12 protein-coding genes are annotated in these 19,037 nt (G+C 62.7%); 8 read left to right on the forward strand and 4 right to left on the reverse strand.

Features of this window, described 5'->3' with window-relative positions; genetic code table 11:
* From KP701_RS03680 to KP701_RS03695, 4 genes are all read left to right on the forward strand, one after another.
* The gene (locus KP701_RS03680) at positions 1–927 is read left to right on the forward strand and encodes a DUF58 domain-containing protein (protein WP_215745784.1); all 927 of its coding nucleotides are present in this window, start codon (positions 1–3) and stop codon (positions 925–927) included.
* Entirely contained in the window at positions 924–3,656 is a 2,733-nt protein-coding gene (locus tag KP701_RS03685) for a DUF4159 domain-containing protein (RefSeq protein WP_215745785.1), read from the forward strand. The genes KP701_RS03680 and KP701_RS03685 overlap by 4 nt, the downstream gene beginning before the upstream one ends.
* Positions 3,653–5,692: a VWA domain-containing protein gene (locus tag KP701_RS03690; RefSeq protein ID WP_215745786.1), complete on the forward strand. Its 2,040-nt coding sequence runs from the start codon at positions 3,653–3,655 to the stop codon at positions 5,690–5,692. The genes KP701_RS03685 and KP701_RS03690 overlap by 4 nt, the downstream gene beginning before the upstream one ends.
* A 77-nt stretch (positions 5,693–5,769) precedes the next feature.
* Positions 5,770–6,387 (forward strand): ankyrin repeat domain-containing protein, encoded by a 618-nt coding sequence (locus tag KP701_RS03695; protein ID WP_041110822.1) that lies wholly within the window; start codon positions 5,770–5,772, stop codon positions 6,385–6,387.
* A gap of 72 nt (positions 6,388–6,459) precedes the next feature.
* Here the strand turns inward: KP701_RS03695 and KP701_RS03700 are convergent, their stop codons facing one another.
* From KP701_RS03700 to KP701_RS03715, 4 genes are all read right to left on the reverse strand, one after another.
* Positions 6,460–7,545, reverse strand: coding sequence for a DNA methyltransferase (locus KP701_RS03700; protein WP_011251930.1), 1,086 nt, complete (start codon positions 7,543–7,545; stop codon positions 6,460–6,462).
* Positions 7,542–8,165: a ribonuclease HII gene (locus tag KP701_RS03705; RefSeq protein ID WP_215745788.1), complete on the reverse strand. Its 624-nt coding sequence runs from the start codon at positions 8,163–8,165 to the stop codon at positions 7,542–7,544. The genes KP701_RS03700 and KP701_RS03705 overlap by 4 nt, the downstream gene beginning before the upstream one ends.
* A 146-nt stretch (positions 8,166–8,311) precedes the next feature.
* On the reverse strand, positions 8,312–8,947 hold the full coding sequence (locus tag KP701_RS03710; RefSeq protein WP_215745789.1) for a DUF4339 domain-containing protein: 636 nt from the start codon (positions 8,945–8,947) through the stop codon (positions 8,312–8,314).
* A 76-nt stretch (positions 8,948–9,023) separates the two neighbouring features.
* Entirely contained in the window at positions 9,024–9,314 is a 291-nt protein-coding gene (locus tag KP701_RS03715) for a CsbD family protein (protein WP_011251933.1), read from the reverse strand.
* A gap of 282 nt (positions 9,315–9,596) precedes the next feature.
* Between KP701_RS03715 and KP701_RS03720 the strand changes: the two genes are divergently transcribed.
* Genes KP701_RS03720 through KP701_RS03735 form a run of 4 tightly spaced genes read left to right on the forward strand, consistent with a single transcriptional unit; the run spans position 9,597 to position 18,999 of the window.
* Positions 9,597–10,940: an efflux RND transporter periplasmic adaptor subunit gene (locus KP701_RS03720; protein WP_215745791.1), complete on the forward strand. Its 1,344-nt coding sequence runs from the start codon at positions 9,597–9,599 to the stop codon at positions 10,938–10,940.
* A gap of 39 nt (positions 10,941–10,979) precedes the next feature.
* Complete coding sequence (locus tag KP701_RS03725; protein WP_215745792.1) at positions 10,980–14,180, forward strand: efflux RND transporter permease subunit; 3,201 nt, start codon at positions 10,980–10,982, stop codon at positions 14,178–14,180.
* Positions 14,177–17,455 carry an efflux RND transporter permease subunit gene (locus tag KP701_RS03730; RefSeq protein WP_215745793.1) on the forward strand — a complete coding sequence of 1,093 codons (3,279 nt, stop codon included), beginning with the start codon at positions 14,177–14,179 and terminating at the stop codon, positions 17,453–17,455. Before KP701_RS03725 ends, KP701_RS03730 begins: the two co-directional genes overlap by 4 nt.
* Positions 17,455–18,999, forward strand: a complete 1,545-nt coding sequence (locus KP701_RS03735; RefSeq protein WP_215745795.1) for an efflux transporter outer membrane subunit — start codon at positions 17,455–17,457, stop codon at positions 18,997–18,999. Before KP701_RS03730 ends, KP701_RS03735 begins: the two co-directional genes overlap by 1 nt.
* Positions 19,000–19,037 lie beyond the last annotated feature (38 nt).

Genomic DNA, 19,037 nt, shown 5'->3' on the forward strand with positions numbered 1-19,037 from the left:
GTGAAAAGTCCGTCCGATACCCTGCGCAGCCTCTTCCGCCGCAACCGGGATGCCGCTTCCAGCGCTCCGGTCGTGCAGGCGGAAAGTCTGGCCCTGCCCGCCCTTGTTCTTGAAGCCGAAAAAATTGCCGCGAGCCTGCAAAGCGGTGTTCACGGTCGCAGGCGTTCAGGCGCGGGTGAGGATTTCTGGCAGTTCCGTCCCTATCACGCCGGCGAGCCTGCAACGTCCATCGACTGGAGGCAGTCTGCCCGCTCTCCGGTCGAGGACACGTTCTGGGTCCGGGAACGCGAGCGGGAAAATGCCCAGTCGCTGATGCTGTGGTGCGACCCATCGCCCTCCATGCAATGGCGCTCGTCCGAGATCCTGCCCACCAAGGCGGAGCGGGCCCAGCTCTGCACGCTGGCGCTGGCTTCCGCGTCCCTGCGGGGTGGGGAACGCACCGGGCTGCTGACCGGGATTGAGGCGGGACGTGCGCTGGCTGGTCGGCAGGTCCTGCCGCGGCTGGCTGCCTCCCTTCTGCGTCCGGATGCGGATGAACCCGAATTTCCGCGAATGGCGCTCGTTCCCGCCCGGTCCGATCTGGTTGTGATCAGCGACTTCCTATGGGACGAAGACCGGATCGACACTTTTCTCAAGACCTGCGCCAGCCGCCCTGTGCGAACGCATCTTCTCTGCGTTCTCGATCCTGCGGAACGGGAACTGAAACGCTCCGGTCGAATCCGGTTTGAAGGGCTGGAAGGCGGCGTTCTGACGCTTCCTGCAATGGAAAGTCTTGGACCGGCCTATGAACAGGCTATGAATGCCCATCTGGCAGCCCTGAAGCAGAGTGCGGCCTCGCTCCATGCCGACTGCATCATGCATGACACGTCGCAGAACCCGCTTCCGGCCCTGCTTGCCCTTCACATGGCGTTGGGAGGCGGCCGATGATTCTTCTCGCCCCGTTCCTGCTGCTCGGCCTTCTCACGCTTCCCGCCTTGTGGTGGCTGGTCCGCGCCACACCGCCTGCCCCGCAGGATCAGCGCTTTCCGTCCCTGCTCATCCTGAACCGGCTGACGGCACGGCGTGAAGATGCGGCCCGCTCCCCGCTCTGGTTGCTGCTGCTGCGCATCGCAGCCGTGGCCCTCGTCATTTTTGGACTGGCCCGGCCTGTTCTGACCCCGCATCAGGCCGAACCCGGAAGTGGCTCTCTCACGCTTGTCCTCGATGACGGCTGGGCCGCTATTCCGCACTGGAACGAACGTATTTCCGCAGCTCTGGCCCTTGGTGAAACGGCGATCCGCAATGGTCAGGACGTAACGCTCCTGTATGCAGCGCGCGCTCCCGATGGTGCGATGCCCGAAGCGTTCACGACGCATGATGCGCACGCCCTGTCCGAACATCTCTCCCGACTACGGCCTCAGCCCTGGCCCACGGACCGTCAGGCCCTGGCGTCCCTGCTCCAGCATCGGGACCTTTCCGGCCAGCGCGTGATGATCCTTTCGGACGGGCTGGCGGAAACGGGTGACAACGCGCTGCATGATGCGCTCGCAAAGGCCCGTTCCGTGCAGGATATGCGCTGGAATGGCTGCGATATCCTGCGTCTTGCCGCATCCACAGGTCAGGACGGCGCCCTTCATGCCAGAGTGGACACGCTGTCCTGTCCGACGCGGACCGTGACGCTCCATGCCGCCAATGCCAATGGTGGAACACTCGCCGCCTATCCCGTCAGAACCGGACAGGATCAGACGATCTCGCTTCCGGCTCTCCTGCGGAACCAGCTTGATCATCTGACGCTGGAAGGCGCGACCGGCCCTGCTGCTGTGCACCTGATGGGACAGGCCGATCACCGCCGCCCCGTCGGCATCCTCCAGACGCCCGGCGACGCCACACCGCTCGTGGGTTCGGCGTTCTTCCTGAACCGCGCATTGCAGCCCATTTCAGACCTACACAGCGGGGATGCGACGGCGCTGCTGGGTGCGCCCCTGTCTGTCCTGATTGCGACCGATGGTGCCCTCTCCGGCGATCAGACACGCAGCCGTGTCCTGAACTGGGTCCGTCATGGCGGCATGCTCGTCCGCTTTGCCGGCCCCGGCCTCGCCGCCGATCAGGGGACTGCGCCCGACGCCACATCAGACGCGCTTCTGCCTGTCCATCTCATGAGCGGCATGCGGCAACTCGGCGGCCCCATGTCCTGGGGCAAACCCCAGACACTGGCGCCCTTCCCCGAGACATCGCCGTTCTCCGACCTGACGATCCCGCCCGATGTCACGGTCTCCAGACAGGTTCTGGCCAAGCCGGAAACGGGCCTGACAGATCACGTCTGGGCGGCCTTGAGTGACGGTACGCCTCTCGTGACCGCACGGGCGGAAGGGAACGGCGAGATCGTCCTGTTCCATGTCACTGCTTCGCCGGACTGGTCCAATGTCCCGCTGTCCGGCCTGTTCCCTGATATGCTGGAGCGCCTGATCGAGCGTTCCGCCGGTGTTGCGGGCGGGGGGCCTTCGGAGCTTGCCCCCTGGCGTATCGTCGGCAGTGACGGCGGGCTCATCATGCCGCCACAGGCCGCACGCTCCATCCGCGTCTCGGATCTGGCGCATACGCCTGTCTCCGTCAGCCATCCCGCCGGACTCTATGGTCCGGCCCACGGAACGCATGCCCTGAACCTTTCCGATTCTGCGCCTGCAATGAAGGAAGAACCCCTGCTTGGAACCCGGATTTCACCGGATGGAGCCCATGCAGACCATCCGCTTGGCCCTGCGCTGATGACAGCGGGCCTGCTGCTGTTGCTGCTGGACCTGATCCTGTCCCTGCGTCGGCGCGGTCTGCTGGGGGCGCTTGCCGTCGGCACACTTCTGTTGCTGCCGATACCTCAATCCCATGCTCAGGCCCCTGCACCGCTTCCGACAACGGTGCCACAAGCCGCTCTTGAAACAAGACTGGCCTATGTCATCACCGGCCATGACGATATCGACACCGTCTCCCGCGAGGGGCTTCAGGGCCTCTCCGACTTCACGACTGCACGTAGTTCCGCAACGCTCGGCCATCCGGACGGTGTCGTTCCGGGCAAGGATGATCTGGCGTTCTATCCGCTCCTGTACTGGCCGGTCACACCCGATGCCCAGCCCGATCCCGAACGTACCAAAGCCCTCAATGCCTTCATGGATCACGGTGGCATCCTGCTGATCGACGAGCAGGGTGCGGGCACCGATACGGATTCCGGAACCAGTTCCGCCGCCCGGGCCGCGCTTCAGCGCGTCACTGACGGCCTCGTCGTGCCGCCGCTCGCCAAACTGACGGAAAAGCACGTTCTGGCCCACACCTTCTATCTGCTGCACAGCGGCTTCCCCGGCCGCGTTGCCGGGCAGCCTGTGTATGTGGCGCGCAATGGCGACGAAGCGAATGATGACGTCAGCCCGGTCATCATCGGCAATGGTGACTGGGCGCATGCCTGGGCGGTGCACGGATCGGGCAACCACCCCTTCGCCGTCATTCCCGGTGGCGAGGACCAACGGACGCAGGCCTATCGTTTCGGCATGAACATGGTGCTGTATGCCCTGACCGGAAACTACAAGAACGACCAGGCCCAGTATCCGGAAATGCTCCGCCGCCTCGGCACGCCCGACAATGGGGCAGCCGCAACCAGTCCCGACAGCGTTGACGAGGAGGACGCACCATGATGTTCGACCTGTCTCCGATGCTGCCGGTCTGGCTGCTAGCAACGCTGGCAATCCTGACTGTTGCGGGCGCGATTTACGGTGCGCTGCGTGGCGCACGTGGCATGCTCTGGCGGGCACTGGCTGTTCTGGCCCTTCTGGGCTGGCTGTCCGGCCCCCGTTCGCTCCATCCGGTACTGCGCCCCGTGCCACAGGATGTGCTGCTGGTTGTGGACCGCTCGGCCTCCATGCAGGTCGGGCACCGAACCGCCATCGCAGATCATGCTGCCGAACAGATCATGCAGGAAGCGGCCCATCTTCCGGGCCTGACGCTGCATCGCGTCGATGTCCCGGGCGGTACCGGTCACGGAACGCGCCTGTTCGAGGCGCTGGACCATGCCGATCTGCCGCAGGGCCGTTTCGCGGGCGCCATCGTCGTGACCGATGGCATGGATCATGACGTCCCCCCCCATCTGCCGCCCCGCTTTCATGGCGCGAACGGCCAGACGCTTCCTCTGCATCTTCTGCTGACGGCCCATGGCGAGGAACAGGACCGCCGCCTGCGTATCCTGAGCACACCGCCCTATGCGATCGTCGGGCAGAACGCGACGATCCGCGTTCAGGTGGACGATCTGGGCGCCCCGAACGCTTCGGACGCCATCCTTACGATCCGCTCCGGCGACGCCCCGCCGCAGACACGCCCCATCCAGACCGGTACGCCGCAGGACATCACGCTGCCGGTCCAGCATCCGGGCGAGACGCTGGTTGGACTGTCCGTGTCCCCTCTGGCCGGGGAAGCATCCACCGAGAATAACAGTGAAGTCGTGCGCATCCGTGGCGTCCGGGACCGGCTGCGCGTGCTGCTGGTCTCAGGTGTGCCCAATCAGGGCGAGCGCGTCTGGCGCCGGCTGCTGAAGGCCGACCCGTCCGTCGATCTCGTGCACTTCACCATCCTGCGCTCCCCCAATACCGATGACGGCACGCCGCTGTCAGATCTGGCACTGATCCCGTTCCCGATCCGCGAACTGTTTCAGGAAAAGATCCGCAGCTTTGATCTCATCATTCTGGACGGATTCCGCAACAGCAACATCCTGCCCGACGAGTACCTGACCAATATCGCCGATTATGTCCGCAACGGCGGCGGACTGCTGGTAACGGCCGGCCCTGAATTCACGCAGGACGGCACGCTTCAGGACACCAGCCTCGCACAGGTTCTCCCCGCGCATGTCAGCACGGATGGAATCGTCACCCGCGCCTTCCGCCCTTCCCTGACCGATCTCGGCAAAACCCATCCCGTGACTGCTGGCCTGACGGAAGACTGGGGCCCGTGGTATCGCGCCCTTCATCCGGACCAGTCACACGGCGAAGACCTGATGCACGGTCCCGATGGCGCGCCGCTTCTTCTGCTGGACCGGGTGGATCAGGGACGGGTAGCCATGCTGCTGTCGGACCAGCTCTGGCTCTGGTCGCGTGGTGAGGGTGGCGGCGGACCGCAGGCCGAGCTTCTGCGCCGCCTGTCGCACTGGCTGATGAAAGAACCGGATCTTGAGGAAAACCGCCTCACGTCCCGCATCGAAAACGGCCAGCTTGAAATCGAACGTCATGCCGCCGGTCAGCCCGTTTCGCCTGAAGCCTTCGTGACCGCCCCGGACGGAAAGCGCCAGCCCCTGACACTTACCCGGACGAAGGGCGTCTGGCACGCCACGGCCCCTGCCACGATGCCCGGAATCTGGAGCGTCCGGCAGGATGGTCTCGTCGCCTTTGCCAGCCCCGTCTCGCATGATCCGATCGAGCGTCAGGACCTGCGCGCCACCGCGACCGTCATGGGTTCCAGCGCCAAAGCGGCCGGTGGGTCGGTCTTCTGGATCGCGGATCAGACGCCACATCTGCGGCAGGTTCCTGCAGGCTCGGCCATGAGCGGTTCGGACTGGATGGGCCTTCCCGTCACGACCGCAGCCGTCGCGGGTGAGACACGCACGAAAGACCTTGTTCCCGCCTGGGCGACCCTGCTTGCGGCGCTGATTTTCCTCGCAATCGGCTGGTGGCGGGAAGGTCATTGAAAAAATGTCACAATCCGGCACGCCTGAGAGGCATCTGCAGACTCGCACAGGACGATCGATCACAGTATATTGGCATCATGCGACTGCTCCCCACCCTGCCCCGCCTGCTGCTCGTTGCCGCTCTGGCAATGACGCCGACGATTCTCGTACCCTGGCATCACGCCCAGGCTCAGGATGCCGACGACGCCGAGGCTGAACAGGAAGCCGAAGCCGCCCAGAAGAAGGCCGAGGCCCGCAAGGCCGCCCAGCGCGCCGCGCCGCCTTCCGCCCTGCCCGGAGCAGAAGCCTCCGACGACGATGCCGGTCATGCCCGTTCGGACGTGAACCCGACCACCGCCCTGTTCGATGCCATCAACCGCGGTTCCCTCAACGCTGCGAAAGAGGCCCTCAACCGCGGCGCCGACATGGGCGGTCACAACGTTCTGGACCAGACACCGCTGGATATGGCCATCGACCTGAACCGCAAGGACATCATGTTCCTGCTTCTGTCGATGCGCACCTACAACCCCGATGGCAAAATCGAGAACAGCGTCTCTGACGAGGGCGTCGAGATGAAGAACGGCAGCGGCCATCTCACGATCGGCGGCAAATCCGTTACCCCGAAACGCTCCCTCGTCGCAGCGTCCCCGCATTTCGATACCAGCGGCGGAAAACCGGACCCGTCAGTCGGCTTCCTTGGTTTTGCAGGCCACTGATATTTTTGCACCAGACACGAAAAAAGCCGGAGACCAATCTCCGGCTTTTTTTATACGCACTGCCCCGGGGCGTCAGCCGACGTTGCGGAGCGCCTGACTTTCCTGACGCAGTACATCGATCTGGACGTACTGACCGTCCCGCTCGAAATACCAGAATGTCCAACCATTGCAGGATGGTGCATTGGTCAGCATCGCACCCAGCTTGTGGATTGAGCCACGCTGATTGCCCGACACGAGCGTGCCATCGGGCGTGACGGTTGCTTTCAGCCGCTTCTGCCGGTCATACAGCAGCGTCCCGGCCGGAAGGACACCGGTTTCCACGAAACTGCCGAACGGAATGCGCGGCATTTCGCGCTTGGCGGGCGTCGTCGCAAGCTGCTCGGAAGTCAGGCGCTCTTCACGCGCCACGCGTTCCCGCGCCGCCTTGACGTAATCCGGGTGACGTTCGATGGCAATGTAATGGCGCCCAAGACGCTTCGCCATCGCGGGGGTCGTGCCGCTGCCACAGAATGGATCGAGCACCACATCATTGGCATTGGTCGAGGCGACCAGCACGCGATGCAGCAGGCTTTCCGGCTTCTGCGTCGGATGCAGTTTCAGACCATGTTCGTTCTTCAGACGCTCATTGCCCGTGCACAGCGGCAGGTACCAGTCCGAACGCATCTGAAGATCGTCGTTCAGCGCCTTCATGGCCTGGTAGTTGAAGCGATACTTGCTCTGCGGGCCGCGCGCCGCCCAGATCAGCGTCTCATGCGCATTGGTGAAGCGACGCCCGCGGAAATTCGGCATCGGGTTGGACTTGCGCCAGACGATGTCATTCAGGATCCAGAAGCCCAGATCCTGCATGATCGCCCCCAGCCGGAAGACGTTGTGATACGACCCGATAACCCAGATCGTGCCGTCCTTGTGCAGGATACGGCGCGCTTCACTCAGCCACTCGCGCGTAAAATTGTCGTAGGTCGCGTAATCCGCGAACTTGTCCCAGTCATCGTCCACGCCATCCACGACGGTCTCGTCCGGGCGACGCAGTTCACCGCGCAACTGAAGGTTATACGGTGGGTCGGCGAAAATGCAGTCCACGCTCCCATCAGGAAGCGTCTTCATCGTCTCGATGCACTCTCCACGCAGGATCTGGTCGACGGGAAATTCACCGCTCATGCTGCGTGTGCCTCTGCTTCAATCATGTTTCGTATCGGCGCGAACCCGCGCCTGTGATGGGGTGTCACCCCCCGGAGCTTCAGTCCCTGCAGATGCGCGGCCGTGCCGTAACCGGCATTGCGCTCCCAGCCATAGGCATCATGCCGCACGGCCAGACGCGCCATCAGACGGTCCCGCGTCACTTTTGCGATGATGGAGGCTGCGGCGATGGACAGGCTGATCCCGTCTCCACCGATCACCATTTTTATGGGGCATGGCAGCTTCGGGGCATGTTTGCCGTCCACAAGCGCCAGATCGGGAGTGCGTCCCAGACGGGACAGAGCGCGCCGCATGGCCAGATAACAGGCCTGGGCGATGTTGATCCGCTCGATTTCCGCGACGGATGCGGCGCCGACACCAATCAGGGCCTGCTCATCGGCCATCAGGGCCTCATAGGCCAGCATCCGGCGTCGGGCCGTCAGCTTCTTGGAATCATCAAGGAGAGAAGACAGGGTTTCTGACGGGGGAGCCGTAAATGCTACGGCAGAAGCCACCACCGGCCCTGCCAGAGGACCACGCCCGACTTCGTCGATCCCGACGACCAGCCCCCCATGGGCAGCTTCCAGGGCGTAATCCGGCATTTCTGAGCATTCTCCCCGACAGACACCCCGAAATCAGGTGACCGAATCGGTTTTGAATCATGGCGACTCGAAAGGGAAGCCCCAAAATGCACATTCTCCAAGTTTAATCTGTCAAGTGTGGTGGGAAAGACTCTTTCCCATCGCCGTCAGAGTTCTTCCTGTTCGTTGTCCTGACCCGAGGCTGGCGGGGTTGAAGGAGCATGCTGATTCAGCTGTCCCTGCCGGGTCTGAAGCTCGGTTTCGATCTGTGGCAGCTGATAGATTTTTTCCGTCACGTTGGCTGCCAGCAGCACGAGACTGACGATCAGGAGCGACAGTCCGCGCCCGACAATCTGCCGCCGTCTCCAGAAATATCCGGGCAGAAACAGCCACCACCAGAAGCCCGGCGGGGTCTGTCCACTTTCACGGATGGAGTTCCGGTCCAGCATGAAGGACGTAAAGAACAAGGCAAGCGCCATCATTCCGACAATGGAAAAAGTCCCCATCCGCTCGCTGTCAGGGATATGTCGCCAGTCCAGGACGAGAAGCGCCAGGCGCTGGATCAGCCATGGCCCGACCAGCAGGACCCAGGCCCAGTGCTCCGAGATCCCGGCCGACATGCGCAGCAGCCCCGTAAGCGGAGACACCAGCCCCGCCGCACTGGCCGGCTTCCAGACGTCTCCGAATTCCGACGTCCAGACAAGCGTCTCAGGTCTGATGCGCTGCTGCATGATCAGACGCAGAATTTCTTCACGGGAGACGGGACCGGCCTGCTGCCCGTTATTCTCGTAAAACCATTCCATGCAAAAAGCCTCCCGGATTACTCCGGGAGGCTTCTAGCACAAAGACGTCGTTGTGGTCGAAGCGCCTCTTGCTCCCTCAGGAGCTTTTGCGGCCGAACATCAATCCGCCCACGATCATTCCCACGACCGTCGCGATCACCAGCGAGATCAGGGGGCGATCCTGAACGAATGCCGTCGCGGCTTCGAGCTTGGTTTCACCCTCGTCGTACAGGTCAGCGAAATCCTGCTGCGCCATGCCGGAAAGCTGGTCGAACTTGCCTTCGGCCTGAAGCTTCGCATCGCCCGTCAGACCGCCGAAACCGTCCTTGACCTTGCCCTTGGCTTCGTCCAGGAGGCCCTCGGCCTTCGTCTCAGTTGTATCAGCCATCTTGTTCTCCTCTGTCCGGATAGACCTGTGTCTGCATTCAAACGCGCGACGGGAGCATCCGGTTCCTGTCCGATATGATCCCTGAGCACAGAAGAGACAAGCCCCGGGAAAAGGTAACGAAGCGTATCATTTTGCGTTCTTTTTGATTTTCATTGTCAAAACTGAACAGGATTTAAGGTCGCGTCATGGCAGGCGTTGGCCTCCTGCCTTATAGGTATGAAAACACACAGCATCGCCGCCTGAGAGCCCTGTGCTCTGGTATACGGGAAAGACAGAACCACCATGGATCAGCAGACGGCCGGCTCAAACGACCGCCTTACGAACAGCACAGCCCAGTCCTCCCCCCCCCCCGCACGCTCCCGTCGGCGCTGGGTCCTCTGGGGAATTGTCGTTCTGGTCGCTCTTCTGATCCTGTTCGCAGTTTTCCGCCCCCATGGCGCAACGCACAAGCATGCCCGCGGGGCAGCCGCTGACGGAAGCGTGCAGCCCGTCGCCGTCGCAACCGCCCATATCGGCGACATGCCCGTCATTTTCCAGGAAATCGGCACGGTCGTCCCGGTCACCAATGTGACGATCACACCGCGCGTCAACGGCCATATCGCGGCCGTCTATTATCAGGAAGGCCAGCACGTCCATAAGGGTGACGAGCTCGAACTGATCGATCCGCGCCCCTATGAGGCCACGCTCGCCCAGTATCGCGGCACGCTCGCAGCCGACATCGCGCAGCTTGAAAAGGCCCGCGTGGACAACGCCCGTTATCAGCGCCTGATCAAGCAGAACTCGACCTCGGCGATGACGGCCCGGGATCAGGAATTCACGGTACAGCAGCTTGAAGGACAGGTCGAATATGATCGTGCCAATGTCCGCAATGCCGAGCTGAACGTGATGTACTGTCATATCATCGCGCCGGTCGATGGCCGTGTCGGTATCCGCGTGCTTGACGCAGGCAACTATGTCACCGCAGGTCAGTCCGGTGGCCTGACGATCCTGACTCAGATGCAGCCGATCTCCGTGATTTTCACGGTCCCGCAGAACCAGCTTGGCGAGGTCGCGACCCATCTGCGTGAATCCGGCGAACTGACGGTCGAAGCCTGGAACAGCGACAACACCCAGAAACTCGCCACCGGCACGGTGAAGGCCCTCGACAGCCAGATCGATACCTCGACCGGAACGGTCCGGATGCGTGGCATTTTCGCGAACGAGGATGAACGCCTCTTCCCGAACCAGTTCGTCAATCCGCATCTGCTGGTCACGACGCTGCATAATGCCCTGCTCGTCCCCGGAAATGCACTGCAGACCGGTCCGGACGGACGCTTCGTCTACCGCGTCAAATCCGACATGACCGTGGAAACCGTTCCCGTTACCGTGGGCGCCACCGACAGCACGAACGCGGTGATCCAGAAAGGCCTGAACGACGGTGACCGTGTCGTGACGGACGGCGTCAGCCATCTGCGCCCCGGCCAGAAGGTCTCGATCCCCGATACGTCTTCGGCAGCAAAGCAGACCTCGGAAGCCGAACAGCAGACCGCTGGTCAGCACCGCCGTCACCGCAACGGACAGCAGAGCTCCGAAGCACCGCAGAAATCCAACGATCCGTCCTCGCCCGCCGATACCGGCAACCACTGATCGCCGACCAGAACAGCAAGATTAGGGAACAGCAAGACCGTGAATCCGTCCCGCCTGTTCATCGAGCGCCCGGTTGCCACCAGCCTTCTGATGTTCGCCATCCTGCTGAGCGGCCTGCTCGGTTATCACTTCCTGGCCGTATCAGCCCTGCCGCAGGTCGAATACCCGACGATCACGGTCTCGACCTTCTATCCGGGCGCCGGCCCGGACGTGATGAGCACGTCCGTGACCGCTCCTCTGGAAACCCAGCTTGGCCAGATGGCCGGGCTGGACCAGATGACGTCCCAGTCCTCGGGAGGCGCTTCGGTCGTAACCCTGCGTTTCGGGCTCGACATGTCGATGGACGTGGCCGAACAGGAAGTCCAGGCGGCGATCAACAACGCCACCTCCCTGCTCCCCAGCGATCTGCCCGCACCGCCGATCTATGCGAAGGTCAATCCGGCGGACACCCCCGTCCTGACGCTCGGCATCACGTCCAAGACGCTGCCGCTTCCGGAGGTCGAGGATTACGTCAACACGCGCCTTGAGCAGAAGATCAGCCAGATTTCCGGCGTCGGCCTCGTCACCCTGTCGGGCGGCAACCGCAAGGCCTACCGGATCCAGGTCAACATCCCGAAGCTGACCTCCTACGGCATCGCGATTGACACGCTGCGCACCATCATCAGCACGGTGAACGTCAATTCGCCGACCGGTACGTTCGACGGCCCCAAGCGCTCCACCTCCCTGCGCATCGACGGCCAGATCCAGTCCGTCGAACAGCTCATGAACCAGGTGATCGCGTACCAGAACAACGGTCCGATCCGCGTGCGTGACATCGCGACCGTCGTCGAAGGTGCCGAGAACGCACAGCTCGCTGCCTGGGCCAACCGCACGCCCGCGCTGATCCTGAACGTGCAGCGCCAGCCCGGCGCAAACGTCATTGGTGTCGTGGACAACGTGCTGCGTGTCCTGCCGCAGCTCAAGCTCGATCTGCCCCCCGGTATTGACGTCACGCCCCTGACCGACCGCACCACGACGATCCGCGCCTCGGTCAATGACGTGGAATACGAACTCGCTCTGGCCATGCTGCTGGTTGTGGGCGTGATCTTCGTGTTCCTGCGGAATATTCCGGCGACGATCATTCCCAGCCTCTCCGTTCCGCTGTCGCTGATCGGCACGCTGGCGGCGATGTATCTGCTGGGCTTCTCGCTCGACAATCTCTCGCTGATGTCCCTGACCATTGCGACCGGCTTCGTGGTCGATGACGCCATCGTGGTGATCGAGAACATCGCGCGTTATGTCGAGGCTGGCGAAGACCGCTATACCGCTGCGCTCAAGGGCGCGGGCGAAATCGGCTTCACCATCATCTCGCTGACGGTCTCGCTGATCGCCGTGCTGATCCCGCTGCTGTTCATGAAAGATGTCGTCGGGCGTCTCTTCCATGAATTCGCGATGACGCTCTCCATCACCATCATCATTTCCGCCGTTGTCGCCCTGACGCTGGTCCCGATGATGTGCGCGCGCCTGCTGTCCGATACACACGCGCCCTCCACGAAAAACACGGTCTGGAGCCGTCTGTCCAACAGCACAGAACGCGGCATCAATGCGCTGATCGCGGGCTATGGCCGCTGGCTCGACGTGGTGCTGCGCTTTCGTGTCACGACTCTTCTGGTCACGGTCGGCACGATCGTCCTGACGGGCGTTCTGGCCTGGACCATTCCCAAGGGCTTCTTCCCGACACAGGACACCGGCGTCATCCAGGGCATCTCCGTGATGTCGCAGGCCATTTCGTTCGAAGGCATGAAGGAGCGTCAGGCCGCGCTTGGAGACGTGATCCTCAAGGACCCGGACGTCGCCAGCATCTCGTCCTTCGTCGGGATCGACGGCCAGAACATGACGCTGAATGTCGGCCGCTTCCTGATCAACCTCAAGCCGCGCGAACAGCGGACGAGTGACCTTCAGGCAATCCTGCGTCGCCTCTCTTCCGTCGGGCAGCAGGTGACCGGCGCCGAACTCTATGTCCAGCCGATCCAGGACCTGTCGCTGGATTCTTCCATCTCCGCCACGCAGTACCAGTTCATGCTGGAAAACCCGGATTACGACACCTTCAAGACCTGGGTGCCGAAATTCGTGGATGCGCTGCGCAAGGAGCCGTCCCTGACGGATGTGACGTCCGATCTTCAGGCCGAGGGACTGGTTGCCCAGCTCTCGCTCGACCGCCCGACCGGCGCGCGATACTCCATCACGCCGCAGACGATCGACAATCTTCTGTATGACAGCTACGGCCAGCGCCAGATCACCACGATCTACACGCAGTCCAACCAGTACCGCGTCATTCTGGAAGCCGATCCGAAGCTCCAGACCGACCTGACGTCCCTGAGCCAGCTCTACCTGCCGGGCATCTCGTCCGAAGCCGGCGCCAGCACGTCCGGCCCGACCCGCCAGCCGACATCCGGTCTCGTGCCGCTGTCGCAGGTGACGACGATCACCCATGCGCTCTCGCCGCTTCTGATCAGCCATTACGGGCAGTTCCCCGCCACGACCGTCTCGTTCAACGTGGCCAATGGCTATTCGCTGGGAACCGCGACCGACGCCATCGAGCGCGTGGAAAAGCAGATCGGCCTGCCGCCCGAGTTCCAGACTGCCTTCCAGGGCACGGCCGCGGCGTTCCGCTCGTCGCTGTCCAACGAGGTCTGGCTGGTCATGGCGGCCGTGATCGCGGTCTATATCGTGCTGGGTATTCTCTATGAGAGCTATGTCCACCCCATCACGATCCTCTCCACCCTGCCTTCGGCCGCCATCGGTGCGCTGATCGGGCTCTATCTGTTCGGGATGGATCTCGACATCATGGGCATCATCGGCATCGTGCTGCTGATCGGCATCGTGAAGAAGAACGCCATCATGATGATCGACTTCGCGCTCGAAGCCGAACGTCTGGAAGGCCATACGCCCCTTGAGTCCATCAAGCGCGCGGCCATGCTCCGTTTCCGTCCGATCCTGATGACCACGCTGGCCGCCCTGTTCGGCGCGCTGCCCCTGCTGCTTGGCACAGGCGTCGGCTCCGAACTGCGCCGTCCGCTGGGTGTGGCCATCGTTTTCGGCCTGATGATGTCGCAGCTCCTGACCCTGTTCACCACGCCCGTCATCTATCTGTTCATGGACGAACTCGGCACGCGGAGCCGTGCCTTCATCAAGCGTCACCGTCGCAGCAGCCCACCTTCGCCGAACCAGCCCTCGAACCCCCAGACAGGCGCTCCGTGAATCTGGTCCGCCTCTTTGTCCTGAGGCCCGTCGGCACGACGCTGCTGGCCGTCGCTCTCGTGATGGGCGGCATCATGGGGTATTTCACCCTGCCGGTCGCCGATCTGCCGGACGTGGATTTCCCGGTCATTATGGTGACCGCGAACCAGCCCGGCGGATCCCCGTCCGAAATCGCGAGCACGATCGCCGGACCTCTGGAACGGCATCTGGGCGCGATTTCCGGCGTGACCGAAATGACGTCGGAATCCACGGTCAACCAGACGCGCATCACGCTGCAGTTCGATCTATCGCGCGATATCAATGGCGCGGCACGTGACGTGGAAGCGGCGTTGCAGGGGGCGCGGCAGGATCTGCCGACAACCCTGCGCAGCAACCCGACCTACATGAAGGCGAACTCGAACGGGCCGCCCGTTCTTGCGCTGACGCTGACGTCCAGCACCCGGACGCCGCAGGAACTCTACGATTTCGCCAGCAACATCCTCATCCCGCAGCTTAGCCAGATCGAGGGCGTGGGTGATGTGGACATCCGTGGCGCCTCGCTGCCGGCCGTGCGGGTCGAGATCAATCCGCTGCGCCTGTTCCGTTACGGGATCGGCTTCGAGGATCTGCGCGCGGCCCTGGCGTCCGCGAATGCGCACACACCCAAGGGCTTTCTGGACGCCAATGGAGAGCGCATGATGCTCTCCACCAATGATCAGGCCACGAAGGCCGAGGAATACCGTGACCTGATCATCGCCTATCGCAACAGCCAGCCCGTCCGTCTTACGGACGTTGCGGAGGTCAATGACAGCGTCGAGGATCTCCGTCAGGCTGGCTACCTGAATGGTCAGGCCGCCATCATCTGCACCGTGTTCACCCAGGGCGGGGCCAACGTCATCAAGACGATCGACGGCATTCGCAGTCGCCTGCCCGTGCTCCAGTCCGCCCTGCCCGGCAACACCGATATCTCGATCCTGATCGATCGCTCCAAGACGATCCGGGCCTCGCTGGACGATACGAAACAGACGCTCATCATCGCTGTCGTGCTCGTTGTGGCGGTCGTCCTGCTGTTCCTGCGCAGCCTATCGGCCATCATGGTTCCGGCCATCGTGGTTCCGGTCTCGATCATTGGCACGTTCGGCGCCATGTCGCTGATGGGATACCAGCTCGACAACATGTCATTGATGGCCCTGACGATCTCGACCGGCTTCGTGGTCGATGACGCCATCGTCGTTCTGGAAAACATCGCCCGCTACATGGAGATGGGTTACGAGCGGCAGGAAGCCGCGATCAAGGGCACGACCGAGGTGGCCTTCACCGTCGTCTCGATCACCGTCTCGCTGATCGTCGTCTTCGCGCCGATCATGCTGATGGGCGGCATTGCCGGACGCCTGTTCCATGAATTCGCGATGACCATGGTCATCACGCTCTGCATCTCGCTGGTCCTGTCCCTGACGCTGACGCCCATGATCAGCGCCCAGCTTCTGACCCATACGGACGATCTGGGTCCAGGCCTGTGGAAGAAGATCGGCCGCTTCCTCGAACGTTCGATCAACGGCATTACCGCAGGTTACGGGCGCTCCCTCGACTGGGCGCTGGGGCACCAGTTCCTGATCGCTATGTCCCTGCCCGCCACACTGGTTCTTGCGGGTGTGCTGTATGTGAAGATGCCCAAGGGCTTTTTCCCGTCCGAAGACACCGGACAGATCATGGGCCGCGTCGTCGCCGACCAGTCGATCTCGTTCCAGGCGCTCCAGAAAATCGTGGTCCAGGCCATGAAAGCCGTCGCATCCGACCGGGACGTCGTGGGCGTCATGGGCGGTGTGGGCGGGCGTTCGGCCAACTCGGCCAACATGTTCGTCGCCCTCAAGCCCAAATCCGAGCGCACGGACGATCTTGCCACGACCATTCAGCGCCTGACCCGCCGGTTCTCCCACGTCCCCGGCGCGCAGCTTCGCCTGATGGCACCGGGCAGCGTGAGGATGGGCGCACGTCCCGGTGATGCCGCCTATCAGTATTCGCTGGAAGGCCCCTCCGCCGAGGACCTGTTCGAATGGACTCCCAAGATCGTGGCCGCGCTCTCGAAGCTGCCGGAACTCATGGACGTCACCTCGGACGTGGAACAGGGTGGACAGGGCATCAACATCGCGATCAACCGCGATACGGAGGCCCGATACTCCGTCACGCCGCAGTTGATTTCCAACACGCTCTATGATGCGTTCGGCCAGCGCTCGGCATCCATCATCTACGGCAATCTCAACCAGTATCGCGTCGTCATGGAAGCAGCCCCCCGCTACTGGCAGGATCCGTCGATGCTGGATCAGATGTGGGTCAGCATCTCGGGCGGGACAGCCGCGGGCGGAACGGCGTCCAACAACATCCGCGTCAAGGCCACAACCACGACCACCACCCTGTCCGAGAGCGAGATCTCCTATCAGAACTCGGTGGCCAACGCGCTCGCCGGCGGCAAGTCAGCCTCAAGCGGCTCTGCTGTGGCCACGAGCGCATCCACGATGGTGCCGCTCTCCGTCGTCTCACGTCAGCGCAACACCAACACGGCCCTGACCGTCAGCCATGACGGACAGTCCGTTGCGACGACCATCTCCTTCAACCTTGCCCCGGGCGTCTCGCTTGGTCCGGCTGTCGATGCCGTTCAGGCCGCCATGGTCAAACTGCATGTTCCTGCGGATATTCATGGCGGGTTTGCCGGCAACGCGGCGGTCTTCCAGAAGTCGGTCGGCAACGAAGCCCTGCTGATCCTCGCAGCACTCGCGGCCGTCTATATCGTGCTGGGCATTCTGTATGAGAGCCTGATCCACCCCCTGACGATCCTCTCGACCCTGCCGTCTGCAGGTGTGGGCGCCATCCTGGCCCTTCAGGTCTGCGGTGAGGAGTTTTCCCTCATGGCTATGATCGGCGTGATCCTGCTGATCGGTATCGTCAAGAAGAACGCCATCATGCTGATCGACTTCGCCCTGGTGGCGCAGCGTGAGGGCCTGTCCCCCACGGAGGCCATCCGTCAGGCAAGCCATCTGCGCTTCCGTCCGATCCTCATGACATCGCTGGCAGCCGCGTTCGGCGCCGTGCCCCTGATCATCGGCAACGGATATGGCTGTGAACTGCGGCGTCCGCTGGGCATTGCCATCCTTGGCGGTCTCGTGGTCAGCCAGCTTCTGACCCTCTACAGCACACCTGTCATTTTCCTGTATCTCGACCGGTTCGGGCGCGCCATGGGCCGTCTGCGGGCCCATATCGCCTCCTTCTTCCATCTTTCTTCCCGGGAAACACAGTCCTGATGACCGCCCTCCGTAAGTCTACCCTGCGCACTGCCCTGCTGGGGGCAGCGACCCTGCCTTTCCTGAGCGGCTGCATCGGCGGCATGGTCGGGCCGAACTATCATCGCCCGAAGGCCATCATCTCTGCAAAATTCAAGGAAGCGCCCCCGCCCCCCGGCTGGCAGGTTGCCGCCCCGGACCTTGCGAAGATGCCCAAGGGAGACTGGTGGACGGTCTTCAACGATCCTGTCCTGAACGATCTTGAGGAGCGGGTTGCCACATCCAATCAGAGCCTGAAGGAATACGAGGCGCAGTACCGCAAGGCTGCCGCCACGATTGACTCGATCCGCGCGCAGCTCTTCCCCACCCTGAGCGGCAAGTTCAGCTTCAACCGTAACTCGGAGGGCGGCAGCACCTCGAATGCCAGCAACGGTATTCCCTACACGTCCAGCCAGTCCTACACGTCCAACACATGGACCACCGGCCCCTCCGCAAGCTGGACCGTGGACGTCTGGGGCATGATCCGCCGTCAGGTGCAGGAACAGGTCGCCGCGACACAGGCTGACGCGGCACTGGTTGCGAACATGCGCCTGTCCTATCAGCTTCAGCTGGCTCAGGATTATTTCGATCTGCGTTATCAGGACAGTCTGATTGCGCTCTACGCCCGCAATGTGGACCTGTATCGTCACAATCTGGAGATCCTCCAGAACCAGCTCGAAGCCGGTGTCGCCGATCCCGCAAGCGTGCTGCAGGCCCGGTATCTCCTGCAATCGACACAGGCCAGCCTCTCCAACGCGCATATTGCCCGCTCGCAGTACGAACATGCCATCGCGATGCTGACGGGCCGTGCTCCGGCAGAACTCACACTGGCGCCCTCTCCCCTGCCCGAAACGATCCCCCCGGCGCCTGTTGCGGTCCCTTCCATGCTGCTTCAGCGCCGTCCGGACGTGGCGCAGGCCGAGCGCAACATGGAATCCTATAATGCGGAGATCGGATACGAAATCGGGGCCTTCTTCCCACAGGTCACACTCTCCGCATCCTACGGCTACAGCGGCAATCCGCTCGAGCAGCTGATCCAGACCGCCACCCGGACCTGGAGCCTTGGCGCCGCGGCCACCGAAACCATCTTCGAGGGCGGCTCGCGCTCCGCTGCTGTGCGCAGTGCGGAAGCCGATTACGACAACGCCGTCGCCACCTACCGTCAGACAGTCTTGGCCGCGCTGCAGGACACCGAGGATCAGATGTCAGGGCTGCATTACCTCGATCAGCAGCTGGCCCTGCAGAATGCTGCAGTGAAATCCGCGGAGGCTGCGGTTCAGGTTTCGATGAACGAATATCTTGCCGGAACGCAGATCTATACGACCGTCATCACGGCCGAGCAGAATGCCCTGCAGTATCAGGAGACCCAGCTCAGCGTGCGGCAGCAGCAGTTCCTTGCCGAAGTAAAGCTGATAACGGATCTTGGCGGTGGCTGGAGCACTCAGCAGCTTCCCAGCAAGAATTCGCTCCAGACGGATAATCCGCTGCTTCCATCCTTCATCCAGCGGGACAAGAACGGAAACTGAAGCACAGAAAAAGGGCGGGGCCATTGGCACCCGCCCTT

The organism is Gluconobacter sp. P1C6_b (assembly GCF_018811945.1).
Classification (GTDB): Bacteria; Pseudomonadota; Alphaproteobacteria; order Acetobacterales; family Acetobacteraceae; genus Gluconobacter.